The organism is Deltaproteobacteria bacterium (assembly GCA_016177765.1).
Lineage (GTDB): Bacteria > UBA10199 > UBA10199 > JACPAL01 > JACOUP01 > JACOUP01.
On the sequence record JACOUP010000002.1, the window covers coordinates 25381 to 41283 of the forward strand.

The following is a 15903-nucleotide window of genomic DNA, read 5'->3' on the forward strand; positions in this document are numbered from 1 at the left end:
CCTTAAGTCATGTTGCCTTCGATCACCGAGGCGATTGTCCTCAGGAGCCGCGAATTTCAGGAGGCCGATCGTTTGGTAACCCTTTTTTCACCGGATATTGGAAAGTTTACGGGGATTGCCAAACATGCCAAAAAAAGCGTCAGACGATTTGGCCCTCTTCTGGAATCACCCTTGCTTCTCCAGGTTCATTTTAAGGAGAAAAGGAACCACGCGCTGTTTTTTTTGGAAAAGGTGGCCTTGCAACAGGGGTTCCCCGGGCTCTTTCAGGATCTTAAGAGGATAGCCACTGCCTGGTATTTTTTGGAAATGGTTGATCTGTTGACGGTGGAGAAAGATCCCTCTCCGGGAATATTCGGCCTTTTAAAAACCGGTATTCTTTCCCTGGAGAAAGAAGGATCCTCTTCCATTCTTGTCGGTGCTTTTCAGTACGAGTTATTGAAACTGGCCGGTTTTGCCCCCACTCCCGATCACTGTCTGCACTGTCATCTCCGGGAGCATTTGCCAAGACCTTCCAAGAGTGCCATTTTTCTAGCCCGTTGGCCTGAACTTATTCCCTCCCATCAAAAAAATTGAACGGGTAGATCTGGAGGTCTCCCTCTCCCAGAAACCATCTCCAGAAGGATTGGGGAGAATTGCCCTCCGTTCCCTCTTCGATAATCAATCTTTTGTAGCCATCTCTGTCTTCCACCAAACGGACCCGATTGAAGAAAAGGCGGAAATTTTGGGTCACCTCGGGGGCCACCAGGACGCCGACCGGGCTTCGCCGCCTGCCAATGAAGAGTTCGTTATCGGTACTCCCTGTTTGTGCCGCCATCCTGAGATTGGAACAGTCGAGGTACGGCTCCTCCCCCTTTTTATCGTTGGGTGAATCACCCTTGAGTGAAAAGGAGCAATGATCGATGGAGACATTCAGGGTTGAATTGGCACCGATCTCTGTTTTCAGACGACCCGGCATGGAGAGACCGAATCGGGTTCCGGAAAGATGGATCCCATTCCATTGGGCGCGGGAGAGTGTTCCATGAGGCATGTCCAGTTCTGTGAAGTGATCAATCCCCAGACGACTGGTCATTTCAATGATATCGTCGTTGGGCCGTTTAACCGTTGTAATGTTCTGCGCCTTGACGCGGATGTCGCCGGAGAACCGGAGTCCATGGTTGTTGAAGACGAGGCTTTCGAAACGGCCGGCATACTCGGCATCCACCATTCTGTTGTCAATGGCAACGGGGAACTGGAAGAGCTGTTGGAGGAAGAGGATGCTGAACCAGACCTTTGTCCGGCCTTCCCCCTTCAGTTCGAATCCCCCCTCAGGCAAAGGGTTCAAAACAACGTGTGTGAAAGAGGTTTCTTCCAGGCTGAGTGCCCTTTGGGTCGGTCTCTTGTCGAAATAGAGCACCCCCTTGCCGATGTTGAGGGAGGCGGCTTCGATTCGGGGGAGTTCGGAAGAGAGATCAACAACGACAGGGCCAAGAGAGGCTTCAGAGGCCTCCATGTGAAAATCGGACCCTTTCACAAGAACTCGCGACCCCCGGATCTCCCTCACAGAAAGGACGGAGGTGTCTGTGTCGGAGAGGACGATAGGGTTGTTAAAAACTATCGGCGGGCTCCCCTCAGGTGGTCTGAAGGTGAATCGGGTAGGCTCTTGGCCTTCCGGTTTTTTCTTGAGACTGATTGAATTGGCAGAGAGACTCTCTGCCTGCAGGCGAAAACCAGAGGGACCGAAATGGAAAAAGGCGTTGGAGAATCTCCCTTTGAGTTCGGTCTCAAAATTTTCATCCCTGTCACGATAAGCAAGATTACCAACGGCAACCGAGGGGGCTTGGCCGACCATCCCTTCCTCATTCAGGCTCACCTGTAATTCCGGTGCTTGAGCCTCCCGGATCTTCATGAAGAGGCGGCCTCCTGATTTGCCGATCTGGAGATCCTTGGCGGTCAGTTCCTCGAACCTGAACAAAAGGCCTTCCTGGGGGATTCTTGAGGGGGGATGGGTGAACGGAAGGGTGAGCGAGAGGGAGGAGAAAGAGATCTCTTCCGCCGCCAACGTCGGAAGGACTCCTGTCCCTTCTATACGGACGGATGAGGCGTGGATCTTTTGGCCGTTAGCCGACTTGAGGGTGAACGCCTCACCGGATCGTTCGAACAGAAATTTTTGGTCAGGGGCCGGTTGAATGGTTAAGGCACCAAAACGGATCGGTTTGTCCCGCGTGGTAAAGGTAATCCTTAGTTTCATCTCTCCCCATTCGATGAGGGAGAGCCACTTTTTGAGAGGGTTTTCCTCCACACGGTCCATTCTGGCAAGTACCCACGGGGCTAGCTCGTCCAGCTTTAGGGGAAGTGGTTCCCCGAGAAATTTCTCGGTAAGGTCACGGTCAAACCAGAGGGAGATCCGGATGATAAGCCTTCCGGTTTGGCCGGAGGGGTCTGGCACCAGCTCGATCCCCTTGACGAGGGGGAGACAGAGACACCCGAGACAGGCCCCGAGGGGGTCATGGTACACCGACTCCAATCTTTGAAGATGATCATTGGCCACGGATCCCGAAAGGTGCATATGGGTCGGTTTGGATGGTCCACCCGAGGGTGAACCACCCTCGTCAGAAAACGGTGGGACATGGATCGAGAAGAGCTCTTCAGGGATGTCATGGTGACCTGGTTTCAGAGGGATCTCGACGTCGATCAATTCGGCATTCTCCAGGAGATCGGGATTCTCTTTGAGAAAGGAGACGAGAAACCGGATCATCAGGAGGATCAGATCGTCATTCCCTTTCGGTTTCGTGAAGGCATCCGGGAAGAGGCCGAGAAAGAGGGGAGAGGGGGAGAATGGAGAAAAAGAACCCTTGGGTGACACACCATTGTGTGACGCACCCTTGGGTGGAGCACCCTCGGGTGGAGGGGGAGCTAAGACCGGCTCATCGGTTGTTCCTGTCTGGGCGATGACCGATTGCATGAATTCTTGCAGACCAACAGGGATCATGGTGGCTATTTCTCTCCCGGGGTTCTGATCATTCTTCCTGAGGCCCGGCTTCCTTTTTTGATCCTGATCGGCGGGATTCCGGGTCCTGGTCTTTGCAAAACCACGCCGGTGGCGGTACCACACCAGAGAAAATCAAGGGGCTGGCTCTGATAACCGGATGTCCCTGGGTGAACCACTCTCGGGTGGACCACCCGCCGGAGATCGACAATGATTTTGCTCCTGGCCCTTTCTGTCGCCGACAGGATGGAATCGTGACTGACGCGGAAGCAGCCGTTCATCTCTGAGGTGATGTCCAGGAGGGGAGGGTTGATGCCCCCCCGGACTTCAGTGGTGTTGAAGGAGCCGCTGAAGGTTGTGGTGATCCCCCCGGCGCAGACGTTTCCTTCCTCCACCCGGGAACGGGCAAAGACCTCTGTGGTTTTTAGGTTTGTCTCTTGAGGACCCAAGTGGAAGGAACGGTCTTTTCGGACAACGAGCCTCGCCTTTTTGATTTGGTCAATCCTTCCTTTCATATGGTGGCTGGCCAGGATTGAACCACTGGCATGGTTCGGCTTCAGATAGAGGGCATGCTCCACGGCGACCGGCTGTGCCTCGTTCAAATCCACGATGAACAGGGGATCGGTGGCCCCCGAGGCAAAATGGAGTCCTCCCAGATCGAGAGAGGGGTAGCCTGAAGCGGTCGGAAAAAAACGGACGAGGTCGTTAAAGGCCCCTCCCAGATGGGGAAGGTGGAAATACCCCTCTCCGTAGATGGCTGTCCTTTGGAAATTCCATTCAAAACGGGGCTGGTCTTGGGTGTAAATTCCGTTCATCCCCAGGAATTCTACCCGTCCCCGATCCTCGGTTTCCCGGGCCTCTCGGATTCCGGCGGCAAAGAGGAGACGTCGGTCTGCATTATAGACCTTGAGGGCCCCTCCAAAGATTGTGCAGTCACCATTGAACTGAATGACTTCTCCTTTGGCACTGACTTGAAGGGTCCCGTTGTTACAGGCCGTTTCTGCCCCATCGATGTGGTAGTGCTCGAATCGTCCCTCGTGGATCTTGAGACCCAGATGACCAAAACGGATAGTGTTGTTGTCCCCTTCACGGGCCCACTCAATCTGAACCAGATGAGGATCTTCTACGAGTGACTCGATCCCTTGCGGACCGTTGGGGAGGCGAATGAGGGAGGAGAGTGCCATATGAGGTATTTCCACCAAACTCCTCCCGGTTCCTGTTCCTTTTATAGTGAATGAGGGGAGAGAGACAGGAAGGGGACTGATGCTGGATAGATTATCGTTCAAGGCCCCCTCCGGTGAGAATTCAAATCGGGCCTCGTAGACAGCTTGATCCCACTCAGTCGCCTTCAAAAGGGAGGGACGGTCAGGGTCATCGGCAAGAAACTCCTCGTGTCGTCTGTCCGTCCAGAGTCCAACCAGAAGTGTGAAGAGACTGTCATACCGGAGCGGGATTTCATCGATCCCCTCTTTGAGGAGGGAACCGGTGATCGTTCGTGTGACAATGTGAGGAGGAGATTTTCGATCAGATCTCGTGAAAAACCGGGTGACACCCCTGACCAGCTGATGGGCTCCGTTGATCCAGGAATAAGGGAACCGGTGATCGTCCGGCTCCAGTGAAAAATCAAAAAAGTAGGGAGGGTGAAAGGCAACCTGGACCACCACTGTTCCATCTTCCCGGAGATGGGCATGCCGGATAGTGGCATCCAGCCATAAAAAGGCATCTTCCCGGACCAGGGTTCCCTCGACAGTGACGGTTGCCTTTCTGACTGCCCCCGGTTTTGTCTCCAGGTTAAGGCTGACAACCGCATTTTCATTCCTGACAAAAATGCCGCTCGCCAATTCTCCTGCCTTGAGAGGAACCTCTCCATTCAAGGTCAGACGCTGGAGGTCATTCTGGAGAAAACGGTCCGGGTGAAAATAGACGGTTTTGGGGCCGGAGACGGTCTCCATCTTTCCTATCGGGACCGGGTTCATCCCATTGATGATCTGGTTGAGGAGACTCGCCTCCGATCGGAATCGTTTCCTGACCTCTTCGGACAGTTCTGCGAATTCTTCCGGTTCCACCCTCAGGACCGGTTTTCCATGAGTCGCCTCGACCGGTTTCGGAAAATCGGGAGAGAAAAGCGGTTCGGTATTAGGTCGGAGTGGAGAAGGGATAGGGCAGACGCGCAGGGCGTGGTTGGCGGGACTTGGAGGAGCCATGGCTTTGGCCCCCTTATCGCAGTTAACTAATTGAGGTTGCTTTAAAAACTAGGCCCAAAGGGCCGTTGATTAGAAAGCTCGTAAAAGAGGACCCCCACCCAAAACTGGTAGCTGTTGATCAGAATCGCAAGGGCTAGGTATCGGAGGGCTATTTTGACGATCTTAAATCTCATCTTCTGAACCTATTATCGGCTTCTTGATACAAAAGTTGCTTTTGACGCAATAACTAAAAAATAACCTGAAAACAATAACTTACCAGTTGATTTGGTCTTGACAATAAGGTATCTTTCACCCCCATGTCGACTTCCCAATCTCTTTCCAGTTTCAGGTTTGTCAGGGCCTACCGGGCGACATTCCGGATACTTTCTTCCTACCTTTGGCTTTGGGCCAAGAAGGGGCTTTTTGGAGACCGGATCTCCCCTGAAAAGGTGAGGGAGACCCATCGGCGGAACGCCCTTCGGATTGAAAAGACCGTTTTGGAGCTCAAGGGGATCTTTATCAAGGTCGGTCAGATGATCTCGATCATGACCAATTTTCTCCCTGAAGAGCTGACCCAGGGGCTCGAAAAACTTCAGGATGCAGTTCCTCCCCATCCGTATGGGGCTATTGAAGAGCGGTTCGTTCAGGAGTTTGGCAAGAAGCCGTCAGAGATTTTTGAAAAGTTTGAATCGGTTCCGATCGCCTCCGCCTCCCTCGGTCAGGTGCATACCGCCTTTCTTAAAGAGGGCACAAAGGTTGCGGTGAAGATTCAATACCCGGAGATAGACCGGATCGTTCAGATTGACCTGAAGATTTTGAGGAGGATCTTTGGACTCTTCCATCTCTTCTTTCCCTCCTACGGTTTGAGAGATGTTTTTAGGGAAATTGCCGTCGTGATCAATCAAGAGCTTGATTACCAGTATGAGGGAAAGAATCTTGAGTTGATCAAGAAAAATTTTATTGAGGAAACCGGCTTTCTCTTTCCCACCGTTTGTTGGAATTTCTCCACCAGAAAAATCCTGACGCTCCATTTCATGGAGGGGATCAAGATTTCTTCCCTGGAAACACTGCGGAAGGCCGGCGTTGATACGACTGAAATAGCGACGCGTCTGATTCATGCCTATTGCAAACAGATCTTTCTGGATGGGGTTTATCACGCCGATCCACACCCTGGAAACTTGTTAGTTCAGGTAGGGGCGGACAAGAAAGCCAGGCTCGTCCTTGTCGATTTTGGGGCGACCGCCCGGATCTCGCCGGCGATGCAGCAGGGGATTGTCCAATTTGCCGAAGGGCTGATCAAGAAGGATACCCGGCTTCTCTCCTCCGCCATGCGCCAGATGGGGTTTGTCGCCAAGAAGGGGGACTTTGAGGCGTTCGATAAATTGGTGGATTACTTCTACGAGAAGCTCCGGAATCTGAAGATCGAAAATTTCAAGAATCTGGAAAATTTGCAGAACATTGAAAACCTGTTTGAACTCAAAAAGCTGAACATCAGTTTTCGTGACCTGATGACCTCGTTTCATGTCCCGCAGGACTGGATTTTACTGGAAAGGACCCTCCTTCTGGTGATGGGGCTTTGTGCCCACCTGGACCCCCAGTTGAATCCGGTTCATACGATCCTGCCGTATGTGGAGAAGTTCGTCCTCAAAGACAAATCGTTTACCGATTACTTTGTGGAACTAACCAAGGAGATCGGGATTTCCTACCTTCAACTCCCGCATGAGATCCACAAAACGCTGAAAAAACTAAATGATGGCCGGATTGAGGTCCGACTAGCCGGGCTTAATCATCACACCGAGCGGCTCACCCTTTTAGTCCACCAGCTGATCTATTCCGCCTTTGCGCTTACTGGAACGACCCTTTGGTTTCTCGGGTATGGGGTGGTTCCGGGGTACGGGGCGTTTTTCTTTGGTTGCCTACTTTTTATTTCAATGATTAAAAATCGCCGCCAGTCATGATCAATCACGAGCCCCAACAAAGGAAGGTGGAGATTTTTTTAGTTGTTTCCCTTCTCCTTCATCTTCTTTTTCTGTTCCTCTTCAGTGCCGGCATCTCTCTGCCGGTAGCCAAAAAGCCGCCAGAACTGGAGGTGATCCTTCAAAGGCCGTATCAAATTGCCGATATCGCCCCTCCCTTGAAAGAGGAGAGGCCGGATAAGGCCAAATTTGCCGGGCTTTATGACAGCCGTGTGGAAGAGGAAAAAGTAGCGGTTTCGCCACCTCAAGTGCAGTCTACTCCTTCAAAACCAGCGGGAGAGAAACAGCAAGAAAGGCCGGTCCGGGACAAAGCAAGGGGCGATTCACCCAGGGCCAAAAAAGGGGAGCTGGCGATGAAATCCCCGACGGAAGAAGAAAGCCTTGAGGAAAAACTAAAGAGGGCGGGGGCCGCTGAGTTAGAAATTCCGGAGGATTTTTACCCCAACACTAAAGTCGGGGATCACACTTACCTGAATGTCCTCCGCTTCCCGAATGTCTCTTACTTTGTCCGGTTGAAAAAGATTTTTAAAACTACCTTCAATCCTGTCGCCGCTCTTCGGGCCAGTTCTTTTCAGATCAGTCGGGGGCAGATTGAGGTCGTGTTGGGGGTGGCTGTCGACAGGGGAGGGCAGTTGGCCAAACTTTTTGTGATCCGTTCCTCAGGAGTCTCTGACTATGACCAGGAGGCGCTTCGGACAATCCGTGATTCAGCCCCTTTTTCCGCCCCTCCAGAGGAATTTCTGGATCCTGAGGGTCAGTTACGGATGAGCTGGACATTTACGGTCTATTTGTGATCTAAGAGTCCGCCATGTCCGGTCCCGCGAGTGCCTTAGAAAACAATATTGTCACCAGTGACCAAGGAGAGCAGGCGATGACCAGCGAACTATTTTCTTCTCGTCATATCGGCCCGAATGAACAAGAGATTGAAGAGATGCTCAAGCTCCTTGGGCTCGGCTCTCTGGATGAGTTAATAGACCAGACGGTCCCGAAGCAGATCCGGATGAAAGGGGTTCTCTCGTTGCCCCCGGCTCAAACAGAATTTGAATGGCTTGCCAGCGCCCGGAAGATTGCTGAAGAGAACAAGGTTTTAAAATCGCTCCTCGGTTTGGGTTATTACAACACGGTAACCCCTCCCGTCATTCAGCGCAATGTTTTGGAAAACCCCGGATGGTATACTGCCTACACGCCGTACCAACCTGAAATTTCCCAAGGGAGACTAGAGGCGTTGCTGAATTTTCAGACGATGGTGATGGAGATGACCGGCATGCCGATTGCCAACGCCTCGCTTCTCGATGAAGCGACGGCCGCCGCGGAGGCGATGACAATGGCTCTTGCCGTCCAGACGAAGGAAAACCGGTCCCGTTCCTTTTTTGTCTCAAGTGACCTGTTCCCCCAGACGATTGAGGTCCTCAAGACAAGGGGTGAACCGCTGGGCCTGAAGCTAATCATCGGGGACCCCCAGAGTTTTAATTTCAAGGAGGACTGTTTTGGGGCGATTGTCCAATACCCCAATCGGGACGGGTTTGTTGTTGATTACGAGAATTTTATCCAGAAGGCGCATGCCCGGAAGACCCTTGTGGTGGTTGCCGCGGATATCTTGAGTCTTGCCTTGCTGAAACCTCCGGGAGAGATGGGGGCCGACGTTGTCGTTGGTTCCACGCAACGGTTCGGGGTGCCGGTCGGTTTTGGAGGGCCTCATGCCGCCTACTTTGCGACTCGCCTGGAATACAAACGTCAGATGCCGGGGCGGATTGTTGGCGTCTCGAAGGATCATGAGGGACGCCCCGCCCTCCGTTTGTCCCTGCAGACGCGAGAGCAACATATCCGTCGGGAGAAGGCGACAAGCAATATTTGCACCTCTCAGGTCTTGCTCGCGGTGATGGCCAGCATGTACGCGATCTATCATGGGCCTGAAGGGATCAGGAGGATCGCCACCCGCGTCCACCAGCTCGCCTGCCGATTTGCCGAAGGGTTGAAGCGTCTCGGCATCCCGGTCAAGGGGATTTTCTTTGATACACTTCTTGTTCCACTTCAGAAAGAGGCTACTTTCATCATTCAGAAGGCGAGAGAGTGTGGTTTTAATCTGCGCCGGGCTGATGAGAAAACAGTTTCGATCTCCTTTGACGAAACCTGCACGGAGGTGGAGGTGGAAACCCTGCTAAAGGTTTTTGGTTCTTTGTGTCGGTGGGCCGATTTAAAAGGAATGGATCTCATCCCCTCGTCGCTCCAACGCCGGTCTGATTATCTCACCTCTCCAGTTTTCAACAGTTACCATTCAGAAACAGAGATGCTCCGGTACCTTTTCCGTCTCCAGAACAAGGATTTGACCTTGGCCCAATCGATGATCCCGCTCGGTTCCTGCACGATGAAACTCAACGCGACGACGGAGATGCTTCCGATCACATGGCCGGAATTTTCTCAAATTCACCCGTTTGCCCCAGAAGACCAGACAAAGGGTTATGAAACAATGATCCGGCAGTTGGGGGAGTGGCTTTGCACCATCACCGGATTTGATGCCGTTTCTTTGCAACCGAATGCCGGTTCTCAAGGGGAATACGCCGGTCTTCTGGCGATCCGTGAGTATCACAAAAGTCGGGGGGAGGGAGGTCGCAAGGTCTGTCTTATCCCAAGTTCAGCCCATGGGACAAACCCGGCGAGTGCTGTAATGAGTGGATTTCAGGTCGTGGTTGTCGGTTGTGATGATAACGGCAATGTCGATCTCCATGACTTGAAGGAAAAGGCGTTGGCCCATTCCAAGGATCTGGCGGCCTTGATGATCACCTACCCCTCAACCCACGGGGTTTTTGAAGAGGGGATTCGTGAAATTTGCGAAGTTGTTCATCACCAGGGCGGGCAGGTCTATATGGATGGCGCCAATATGAATGCCCTGGTCGGTCTCTGTCGGCCGGGGGAGTTTGGGCCGGATGTCGCCCATCTCAATTTGCACAAGACCTTTTGCATCCCGCACGGGGGAGGCGGCCCCGGGGTAGGACCGATTGTGGTGAAGAGTCATCTCTCCGGGTTTCTTCCTGGTCCTTCCAGATCTATTTCGGCGGCTCCTTTCGGGAGTGCCGGCATCTTGCCGATCTCCTGGACCTATATCGCCTTGATGGGGGGGGATGGGTTGAAGAAGGCGACCGAGGTGGCGATCCTCAATGCCAACTACATTGCCCAACGACTGGAACGGCATTACCCGGTCCTCTATCAGGGGAAAAATGGCCGGGTCGCCCATGAGTGCATCATTGACCTGCGCGAATTTAAAAAAACCTCCGGTGTGGCTGTGGATGATGTGGCCAAGAGATTAATGGACTTTGGCTTCCATGCCCCGACGATGTCGTTTCCGGTGGCGGGGACACTGATGATCGAGCCGACGGAGTCTGAATCCAAGGCTGAACTTGACCGGTTCTGTGAGGTGATGATTACGATTCGGGAGGAGATCCGGGAGATCGAACAGGGAAAGATGCCGCAGGATAATAATCCCCTCAAGAATGCACCGCACACCTCTCACGATCTGGTACGTGAAAACTGGGACCGTCCTTATTCCCGTGAGAAGGCCCTCTTTCCCCTACCTTGGGTCCGAGAGAACAAATACTGGGTTCCGGTCGGTCGTGTGGACAACGCGTATGGGGACAAGAACCTTGTCTGTTCTTGTTTATTCTGACTCTTCCTTGATGAAGGCCTCGTACTGCTTGGCGGTCATGAGGTCTTTGAGTTCTTTAGCATCGGCAACCTCCATCCGGATCAGCCAACCTTCACCGTAAGAATCCTCGTTGATGATCTCCGGACCGTCGCTCAGAGGATCGTTGACCTCAATAACCTTGCCGCCGATCGGGGCGTAGACATCGTTCACTGATTTTACCGATTCGACGACGCCAAAGACATCTTCCTTACCGAATTCTTCCCCCTCACTAGGGAGTTCCACGAAGACGATCTCTCCCAACTGGTCCTGGGCATAATCGGTGATGCCGATGGTGGCAACACTACCCTCTACCTTGACCCATTCATGCTCCTTGGAATATTTAAGATCATCGGGGAATGTCATCAGCTTTTCTTCCTTATGAAAGGGGCGGTGACGATCTCAGCCCTCTTTTTTTGCCCACGAATATCAACGGCAATTTGGGTCCCTGTCTTGGCCCGTGAGAGTGTGACATAGCCGATCCCAATCGGTTTCTCCAGACTGGGAGAAAAGGTACCGCTGGTGACAACCCCAATGGGTGAAGCTTCCGAGTGAAGAGAGTAACCTTGTCGCGGAATACCGGTTTCTTTCATGAGAAAACAGACCAACTTTCTTTCAATTCCTTTTTGTTTAGAAACTAATTCCTCTTTACCGATAAAATCACCTTTGTCAAGTTTTACTACCCATCCCAGACCAGCCTCAAAAGGGTTCGTCGATTCATTGATTTCATGCCCATACAGACAGTATTTCATCTCAATCCGGAGGGTGTCTCTGGCGGCAAGGCCGATCGGCCGGAGGTCTTCCTTTCTCCCCGATTCCATCAGTAAATTCCACAGGTCTACCGTTTTTTCCCAAGGGGTAAAGATTTCGAACCCATCTTCACCAGTGTAACCGGTTCGTGATAAAAGAACCGGAATTCCCCCAGGGGAACCACCCTTGGGTGAACCACCCCTCAAGGACAATTCAATAAAGGAAAACGGTTTCATGGCGGAGGGCTCGACAGGACTGATCTTCTCCATAATGGAGAGTGCGAGAGGCCCTTGGATTGCAAGCAGGCCGTAGGAGGAACTCTTGTCTTCGATGGTGACGCCTTCGAATCTTGAGGCCGCTATCTTTTTCATCCATTCAAAATCTTTGATGGTATTAGAGGCATTCACACAAAGAAAAAAATCTTCGGGACCGCGACGATAAACGATCAGGTCGTCGAGGGTATTCCCCTCGTGGTTGAGAAGGAGTGTGTATTGGGCGTCGCCATCTTTGAGCGTCCTCACGTCGTTAGTGGTGAGGAACTGGATCGCTTCGAGGGCTTTTTTACCTTTGATCGTGATCTCCCCCATATGGCTGACATCGAAGAGGCCGGCCTTCTCACGGACATGGCGGTGTTCCTCCATGATGCTGGTGTACTGGACCGGCATCTCCCAGCCGGCAAAGTCAACGATCCTGGCCTTCAGCGATTTGTGGATTTCGTAGAGAGGCGTTTTCATGAGGTCTGTTTCCTGGCCGCTTCCAGTGTGTTGGCGAGTAGCATCGCAATGGTCATCGGGCCGACGCCACCGGGGACCGGGGTGATGAAAGAGGCCTTCCCGCCCGCCGACTTTTCTACATCACCAACCAGGGATCCATCAGGCCTGCGGTTCATCCCGACATCGATAACCACCGCCCCCGGTTTGATCCAGTCCCCCTTGATGAATTCGGACTGGCCGATGGCGGCAACCACGAGATCGGCCTGACGGATTTTTTCCGCCAGATTTTTCGTCTTTGAATGGCAAATGGTGACGGTGGCATGCCGCATCAGAAGAAGAACGGCCATCGGCTTTCCGACGATGGTACTCCTTCCGATAACCACAGCTTCTTTTCCGGCGGGGTCGAATGAGATTGATTCGAGCAGACGGATTACCCCGAGGGGGGTGCAAGGGAGAATTTCGGGGTTTCCAGCCAGCAGTTTCCCCAGATTGATCGGATGGAAACCGTCAACATCCTTTTCTGGAGCGACGGCGGAGAGGATCTTTTGCGTATTTAGGAAAGGGGGAAGGGGGAGCTGAATCAGGATACCATGGATCAACGGGTCGAGGTTGAGGTTGTTGATCAGTTCCAGGAGTTCTTCTTCCCGGGTGGAACCTGGTAATTTTTTCTCAATGCTGTAGATCCCGACCTTCTCGCAGGCGATCCGTTTGTTCCGAACGTAGATCTTTGAGGCCGCGTTATCTCCGACCAGGACGGCGGCCAACCCCGGGGTTATCCTTTTCTCTTTTTTGAGCCGTTCAACCCCTTGGGTGATTTCCGCCATCACCTTTTGGGCCACCGCCTTGCCATCGATTATTCTTCCTGACATCCGGAAGGGCTTAACAGGAAATGAAAACGGCTGTCAACCCGCAGTCGTTACCCTATTGCGGCCGCCATTTTTAGATTGATAGAGAAGGGTGTCGGTCAACTTCATCATCGCCTCAGAATCCGCAAAATTCTGCCCCTTGAGGGTGGTGACGCCGATGCTGATGGTGACCCTGATAATTTTGTCATCAAAGGTGAAGTCACATTCTTCAATCAAACGCCTGAGGCGTTCCGCCAGTATGGCGGCGCCTGTCTCTTCGGTTCCTTTGAGGAGGACGCAAAATTCCTCACCACCATAGCGGCAGTAGATATCTTCCTGGCGGATGATGGAACGGGTCAGTGTGGAAATATGGGTTAGGACGAAATCCCCGGCCCGGTGACCGTGGGTATCGTTGATCTGCTTGAAAAAGTCGATATCGAACATCAGGAGAGAGAGGGAGACTTTGTTCCGGAGGCAATAGCTGAACTCCTCCTTGAGACGTCCCTCGAAGAAACGTTTGTTGTAGGCACCGGTCAAGGCATCGACGACCGCCATCTTGTACAGTTCCTTGTGAAAAATATTTTCAATGCTGTCCTGGTGAGCAAACTTGATGATGGTGGAACTGGAAATCTGGATCTTGTCCCCATCCTGCAGGACCTGTTCCTTGACCTTGTGGCCGTTCACGTAGGTCCCGTTGGTACTCCCCATATCCTGGACGGTAACGACCCCCTTTTTACAGTGGAGTGTGATGTGGTGGCGTGAGATCCCGAGGTCGGCGATGGTGATACTGACATCCGTTCCTCGTCCCAAGGTGACATTCCCTTCTTCAAGGAGATGGATCTTACCGACGAGGGGCCCCGAAAGAAAGATAATGTAGGCCTGTTTTTCTTTGTAGGCGCCGGAGGTCTCCGGGATATTGGTGACAACCGTCTGTTCTTTAAATTCTTCTGCCATTCCCTTTAGTTTATCACAGCCTTTCCCCCTTTTGAACCTTTTTGAGGCTTGTATTGATGACCGTTTGCCTTCCAGAAAACACCTTTATATTACTTGAGAAATCATCATATCCTTCAAGTTTTAGTTTAATACTAAAAGTGCTTTCCGGAATCAATTTTTCGTGGACCCAGGGAGTCTTGCCGACCAGGACGTCATTCAAGTAAACGGAGGCCCCTTCCGGGAGGCTTTGAACCGAAAGACCGCCGTAGTTGATTTCCAGTTCGGCCTTCAATTCGTTCTTGGCCCCCTCCTTATAAGGGATCTCTTTTTCCCAGAATTTATACCCTTCTAAATGGAGACCGATCTTGTGGCGGGCCTCTTTTAAGTTTTCAATCATCGTTGGGGTTCGCCACTCCGTTTCCGCCTCGTCGATAAAAACCTTTGCCCCCGGAGGGTTCGATTGAACGACAAGCCCGGTGATGATCGGAGAAGGGGCAGGCGGGGAGGGTGAAGGAGGGGGTGAGGGAGGGGAGAAGGGAGCCGCCACCCGCCCGACAGGTTCCAGGGGAGGTGGTCCTTCTTTTTTTTCTAAGGGATGGTTTCCCCAAGGGTTCGGTCCAAAGAGGAACCAGAGGACCAATCCAAGAATGGAAACGAGTCCGATGGATTTTAACCACTTTTGTCTTTTGTAGGGTGGTGGCAGTACAGAAATTTCGGAAGAAATGCTCAGTTCCTTGACAACTGAGGCAGAGGGTTCTAATTCCTTTAGTTCCCCCATCTCCCTTCGGATGACCGAAGAATCGGCCTGCCCGGTTTCCTCCCCCTCCTTTCTCAGGCGTTCTTCTTCCCCATTGGCAGAGAGGGAGACGCTAGTGGGGGTTTCTTCGGCGAAGAGGCGGCTGACAAAGTTGACCAGGTCCTGCGGTTTGAAATCAGGATAATGGGTGATGAGGAGCCGGGTCAGGTCCTCGCGGAGGAGGCCGGCCTGCTGGTACCGTTTTTCACGGTCCCGGGCCAGGGCCTTGAGCACAATCTCGTCCAGTTCCGGTGGGATCTCGGGCCGGTCCAGAGAAGGGGGGCGGACCTTTGCCTTTTTGACCTTCCGGATCGTCTCCGCGTTGTTTTTCCCCTTGAAGAGGCGCTGACCCACCAGGAGTTCGTCAAGGATGATCCCCAGGGAAAAAATGTCAGACCGGTAATCCAGTTTTTCCCCCTCGGCATGTTCGGGGGACATGTAGGCAAATTTCCCCTTTACCACACCGGAATCGGTAGTGGTCACCTTTGTCTTGGCCTTGGCGATGCCGAAATCAATGATCTTGATCGTTGCCGATTCGGAGACGATGATATTTTGCGGTGAAATGTCCCGGTGGATGATCCCGAGTGGGTTTCCTTCTTCATCCCTTTTACGGTGCATGTAATCAAGCCCCGCCGCCACCTCGCTCACGATGAAACAGGCAACCGGCAGGGGACACGGTCTGACCAGATGCCGAAGGCGACGGGCGATCTGGCTCACACTCTTGCCCGCGACATACTCCATCACAATGAAGTAGTCTTCGCCGACCTTTCCCAGGTCGTAGATCTGGGCGATATTACCGTGGGAAAGCTGGACGGCGATCTTCGCCTCGTCGACCAGCATCGCTATAAATTCGGTGCTGGCGGCGATATGGGGCAGAATCCTCTTGATGACGACGGTCTTTTCCAGGCCGTTCGCATCCACGGTCCGCCCCTTAAAGATCTCGGCCATCCCCCCCTGGGCGATCTTTTCGGTCAGGTGATACTGCCCAAAGGGTGCTCCACCCGAGGGTGCTTCCATGGGAACAATCTACTTGAGAAGGTGGCATAAAATCAATCGATATGGTAAC

General features: G+C 52.7%; 11 protein-coding genes. 4 read left to right on the plus strand and 7 right to left on the minus strand.

Annotation, left to right across the window (positions count from 1 at the left end):
- Positions 1–9: 9 nt before the first annotated feature.
- Positions 10–573, plus strand: a complete 564-nt coding sequence (gene recO / locus HYS22_00945) for a DNA repair protein RecO (protein MBI1908724.1) — start codon at positions 10–12, stop codon at positions 571–573.
- On the opposite strand, the gene HYS22_00950 is transcribed toward recO, so the two are convergent.
- On the minus strand, positions 548–2968 hold the full coding sequence (locus tag HYS22_00950) for a hypothetical protein (GenBank protein MBI1908725.1): 2421 nt from the start codon (positions 2966–2968) through the stop codon (positions 548–550). The genes recO and HYS22_00950 overlap by 26 nt on opposite strands.
- 5 nt (positions 2969–2973) lie before the next feature.
- Positions 2974–5169: a hypothetical protein gene (locus tag HYS22_00955; GenBank protein ID MBI1908726.1), complete on the minus strand. Its 2196-nt coding sequence runs from the start codon at positions 5167–5169 to the stop codon at positions 2974–2976.
- Positions 5170–5465: 296 nt separating this feature from the next.
- On the opposite strand from HYS22_00955, the gene HYS22_00960 reads away from it, so the two are divergent.
- Genes HYS22_00960 through gcvP form a run of 3 tightly spaced genes read left to right on the plus strand, consistent with a single transcriptional unit; the run spans position 5466 to position 10785 of the window.
- Positions 5466–7106 carry an AarF/ABC1/UbiB kinase family protein gene (locus HYS22_00960; protein MBI1908727.1) on the plus strand — a complete coding sequence of 547 codons (1641 nt, stop codon included), beginning with the start codon at positions 5466–5468 and terminating at the stop codon, positions 7104–7106.
- A 26-nt stretch (positions 7107–7132) separates the two neighbouring features.
- Positions 7133–7918: an energy transducer TonB gene (locus tag HYS22_00965; GenBank protein MBI1908728.1), complete on the plus strand. Its 786-nt coding sequence runs from the start codon at positions 7133–7135 to the stop codon at positions 7916–7918.
- A 14-nt stretch (positions 7919–7932) separates the two neighbouring features.
- Positions 7933–10785 (plus strand): aminomethyl-transferring glycine dehydrogenase, encoded by a 2853-nt coding sequence (gene gcvP / locus HYS22_00970; GenBank protein MBI1908729.1) that lies wholly within the window; start codon positions 7933–7935, stop codon positions 10783–10785.
- Here the strand turns inward: gcvP and gcvH are convergent.
- From gcvH to HYS22_00995, 5 genes are read right to left on the minus strand one after another with little or no spacing between them, the layout of a single operon-like run.
- Positions 10777–11166 (minus strand): glycine cleavage system protein GcvH, encoded by a 390-nt coding sequence (gcvH, locus tag HYS22_00975; protein MBI1908730.1) that lies wholly within the window; start codon positions 11164–11166, stop codon positions 10777–10779. The genes gcvP and gcvH overlap by 9 nt on opposite strands.
- Positions 11166–12284 (minus strand): glycine cleavage system aminomethyltransferase GcvT, encoded by a 1119-nt coding sequence (gene gcvT / locus HYS22_00980; GenBank protein MBI1908731.1) that lies wholly within the window; start codon positions 12282–12284, stop codon positions 11166–11168. The genes gcvH and gcvT overlap by 1 nt, the downstream gene beginning before the upstream one ends.
- A complete protein-coding gene (gene folD, locus HYS22_00985; protein ID MBI1908732.1) occupies positions 12281–13132 on the minus strand; it encodes a bifunctional methylenetetrahydrofolate dehydrogenase/methenyltetrahydrofolate cyclohydrolase FolD in 852 nt (283 codons plus the stop codon). Before folD ends, gcvT begins: the two co-directional genes overlap by 4 nt.
- 33 nt (positions 13133–13165) lie before the next feature.
- On the minus strand, positions 13166–14062 hold the full coding sequence (locus tag HYS22_00990) for a GGDEF domain-containing protein (GenBank protein ID MBI1908733.1): 897 nt from the start codon (positions 14060–14062) through the stop codon (positions 13166–13168).
- Between the two features lie 13 nt (positions 14063–14075).
- Positions 14076–15854 (minus strand): serine/threonine protein kinase, encoded by a 1779-nt coding sequence (locus HYS22_00995; GenBank protein ID MBI1908734.1) that lies wholly within the window; start codon positions 15852–15854, stop codon positions 14076–14078.
- Positions 15855–15903 lie beyond the last annotated feature (49 nt).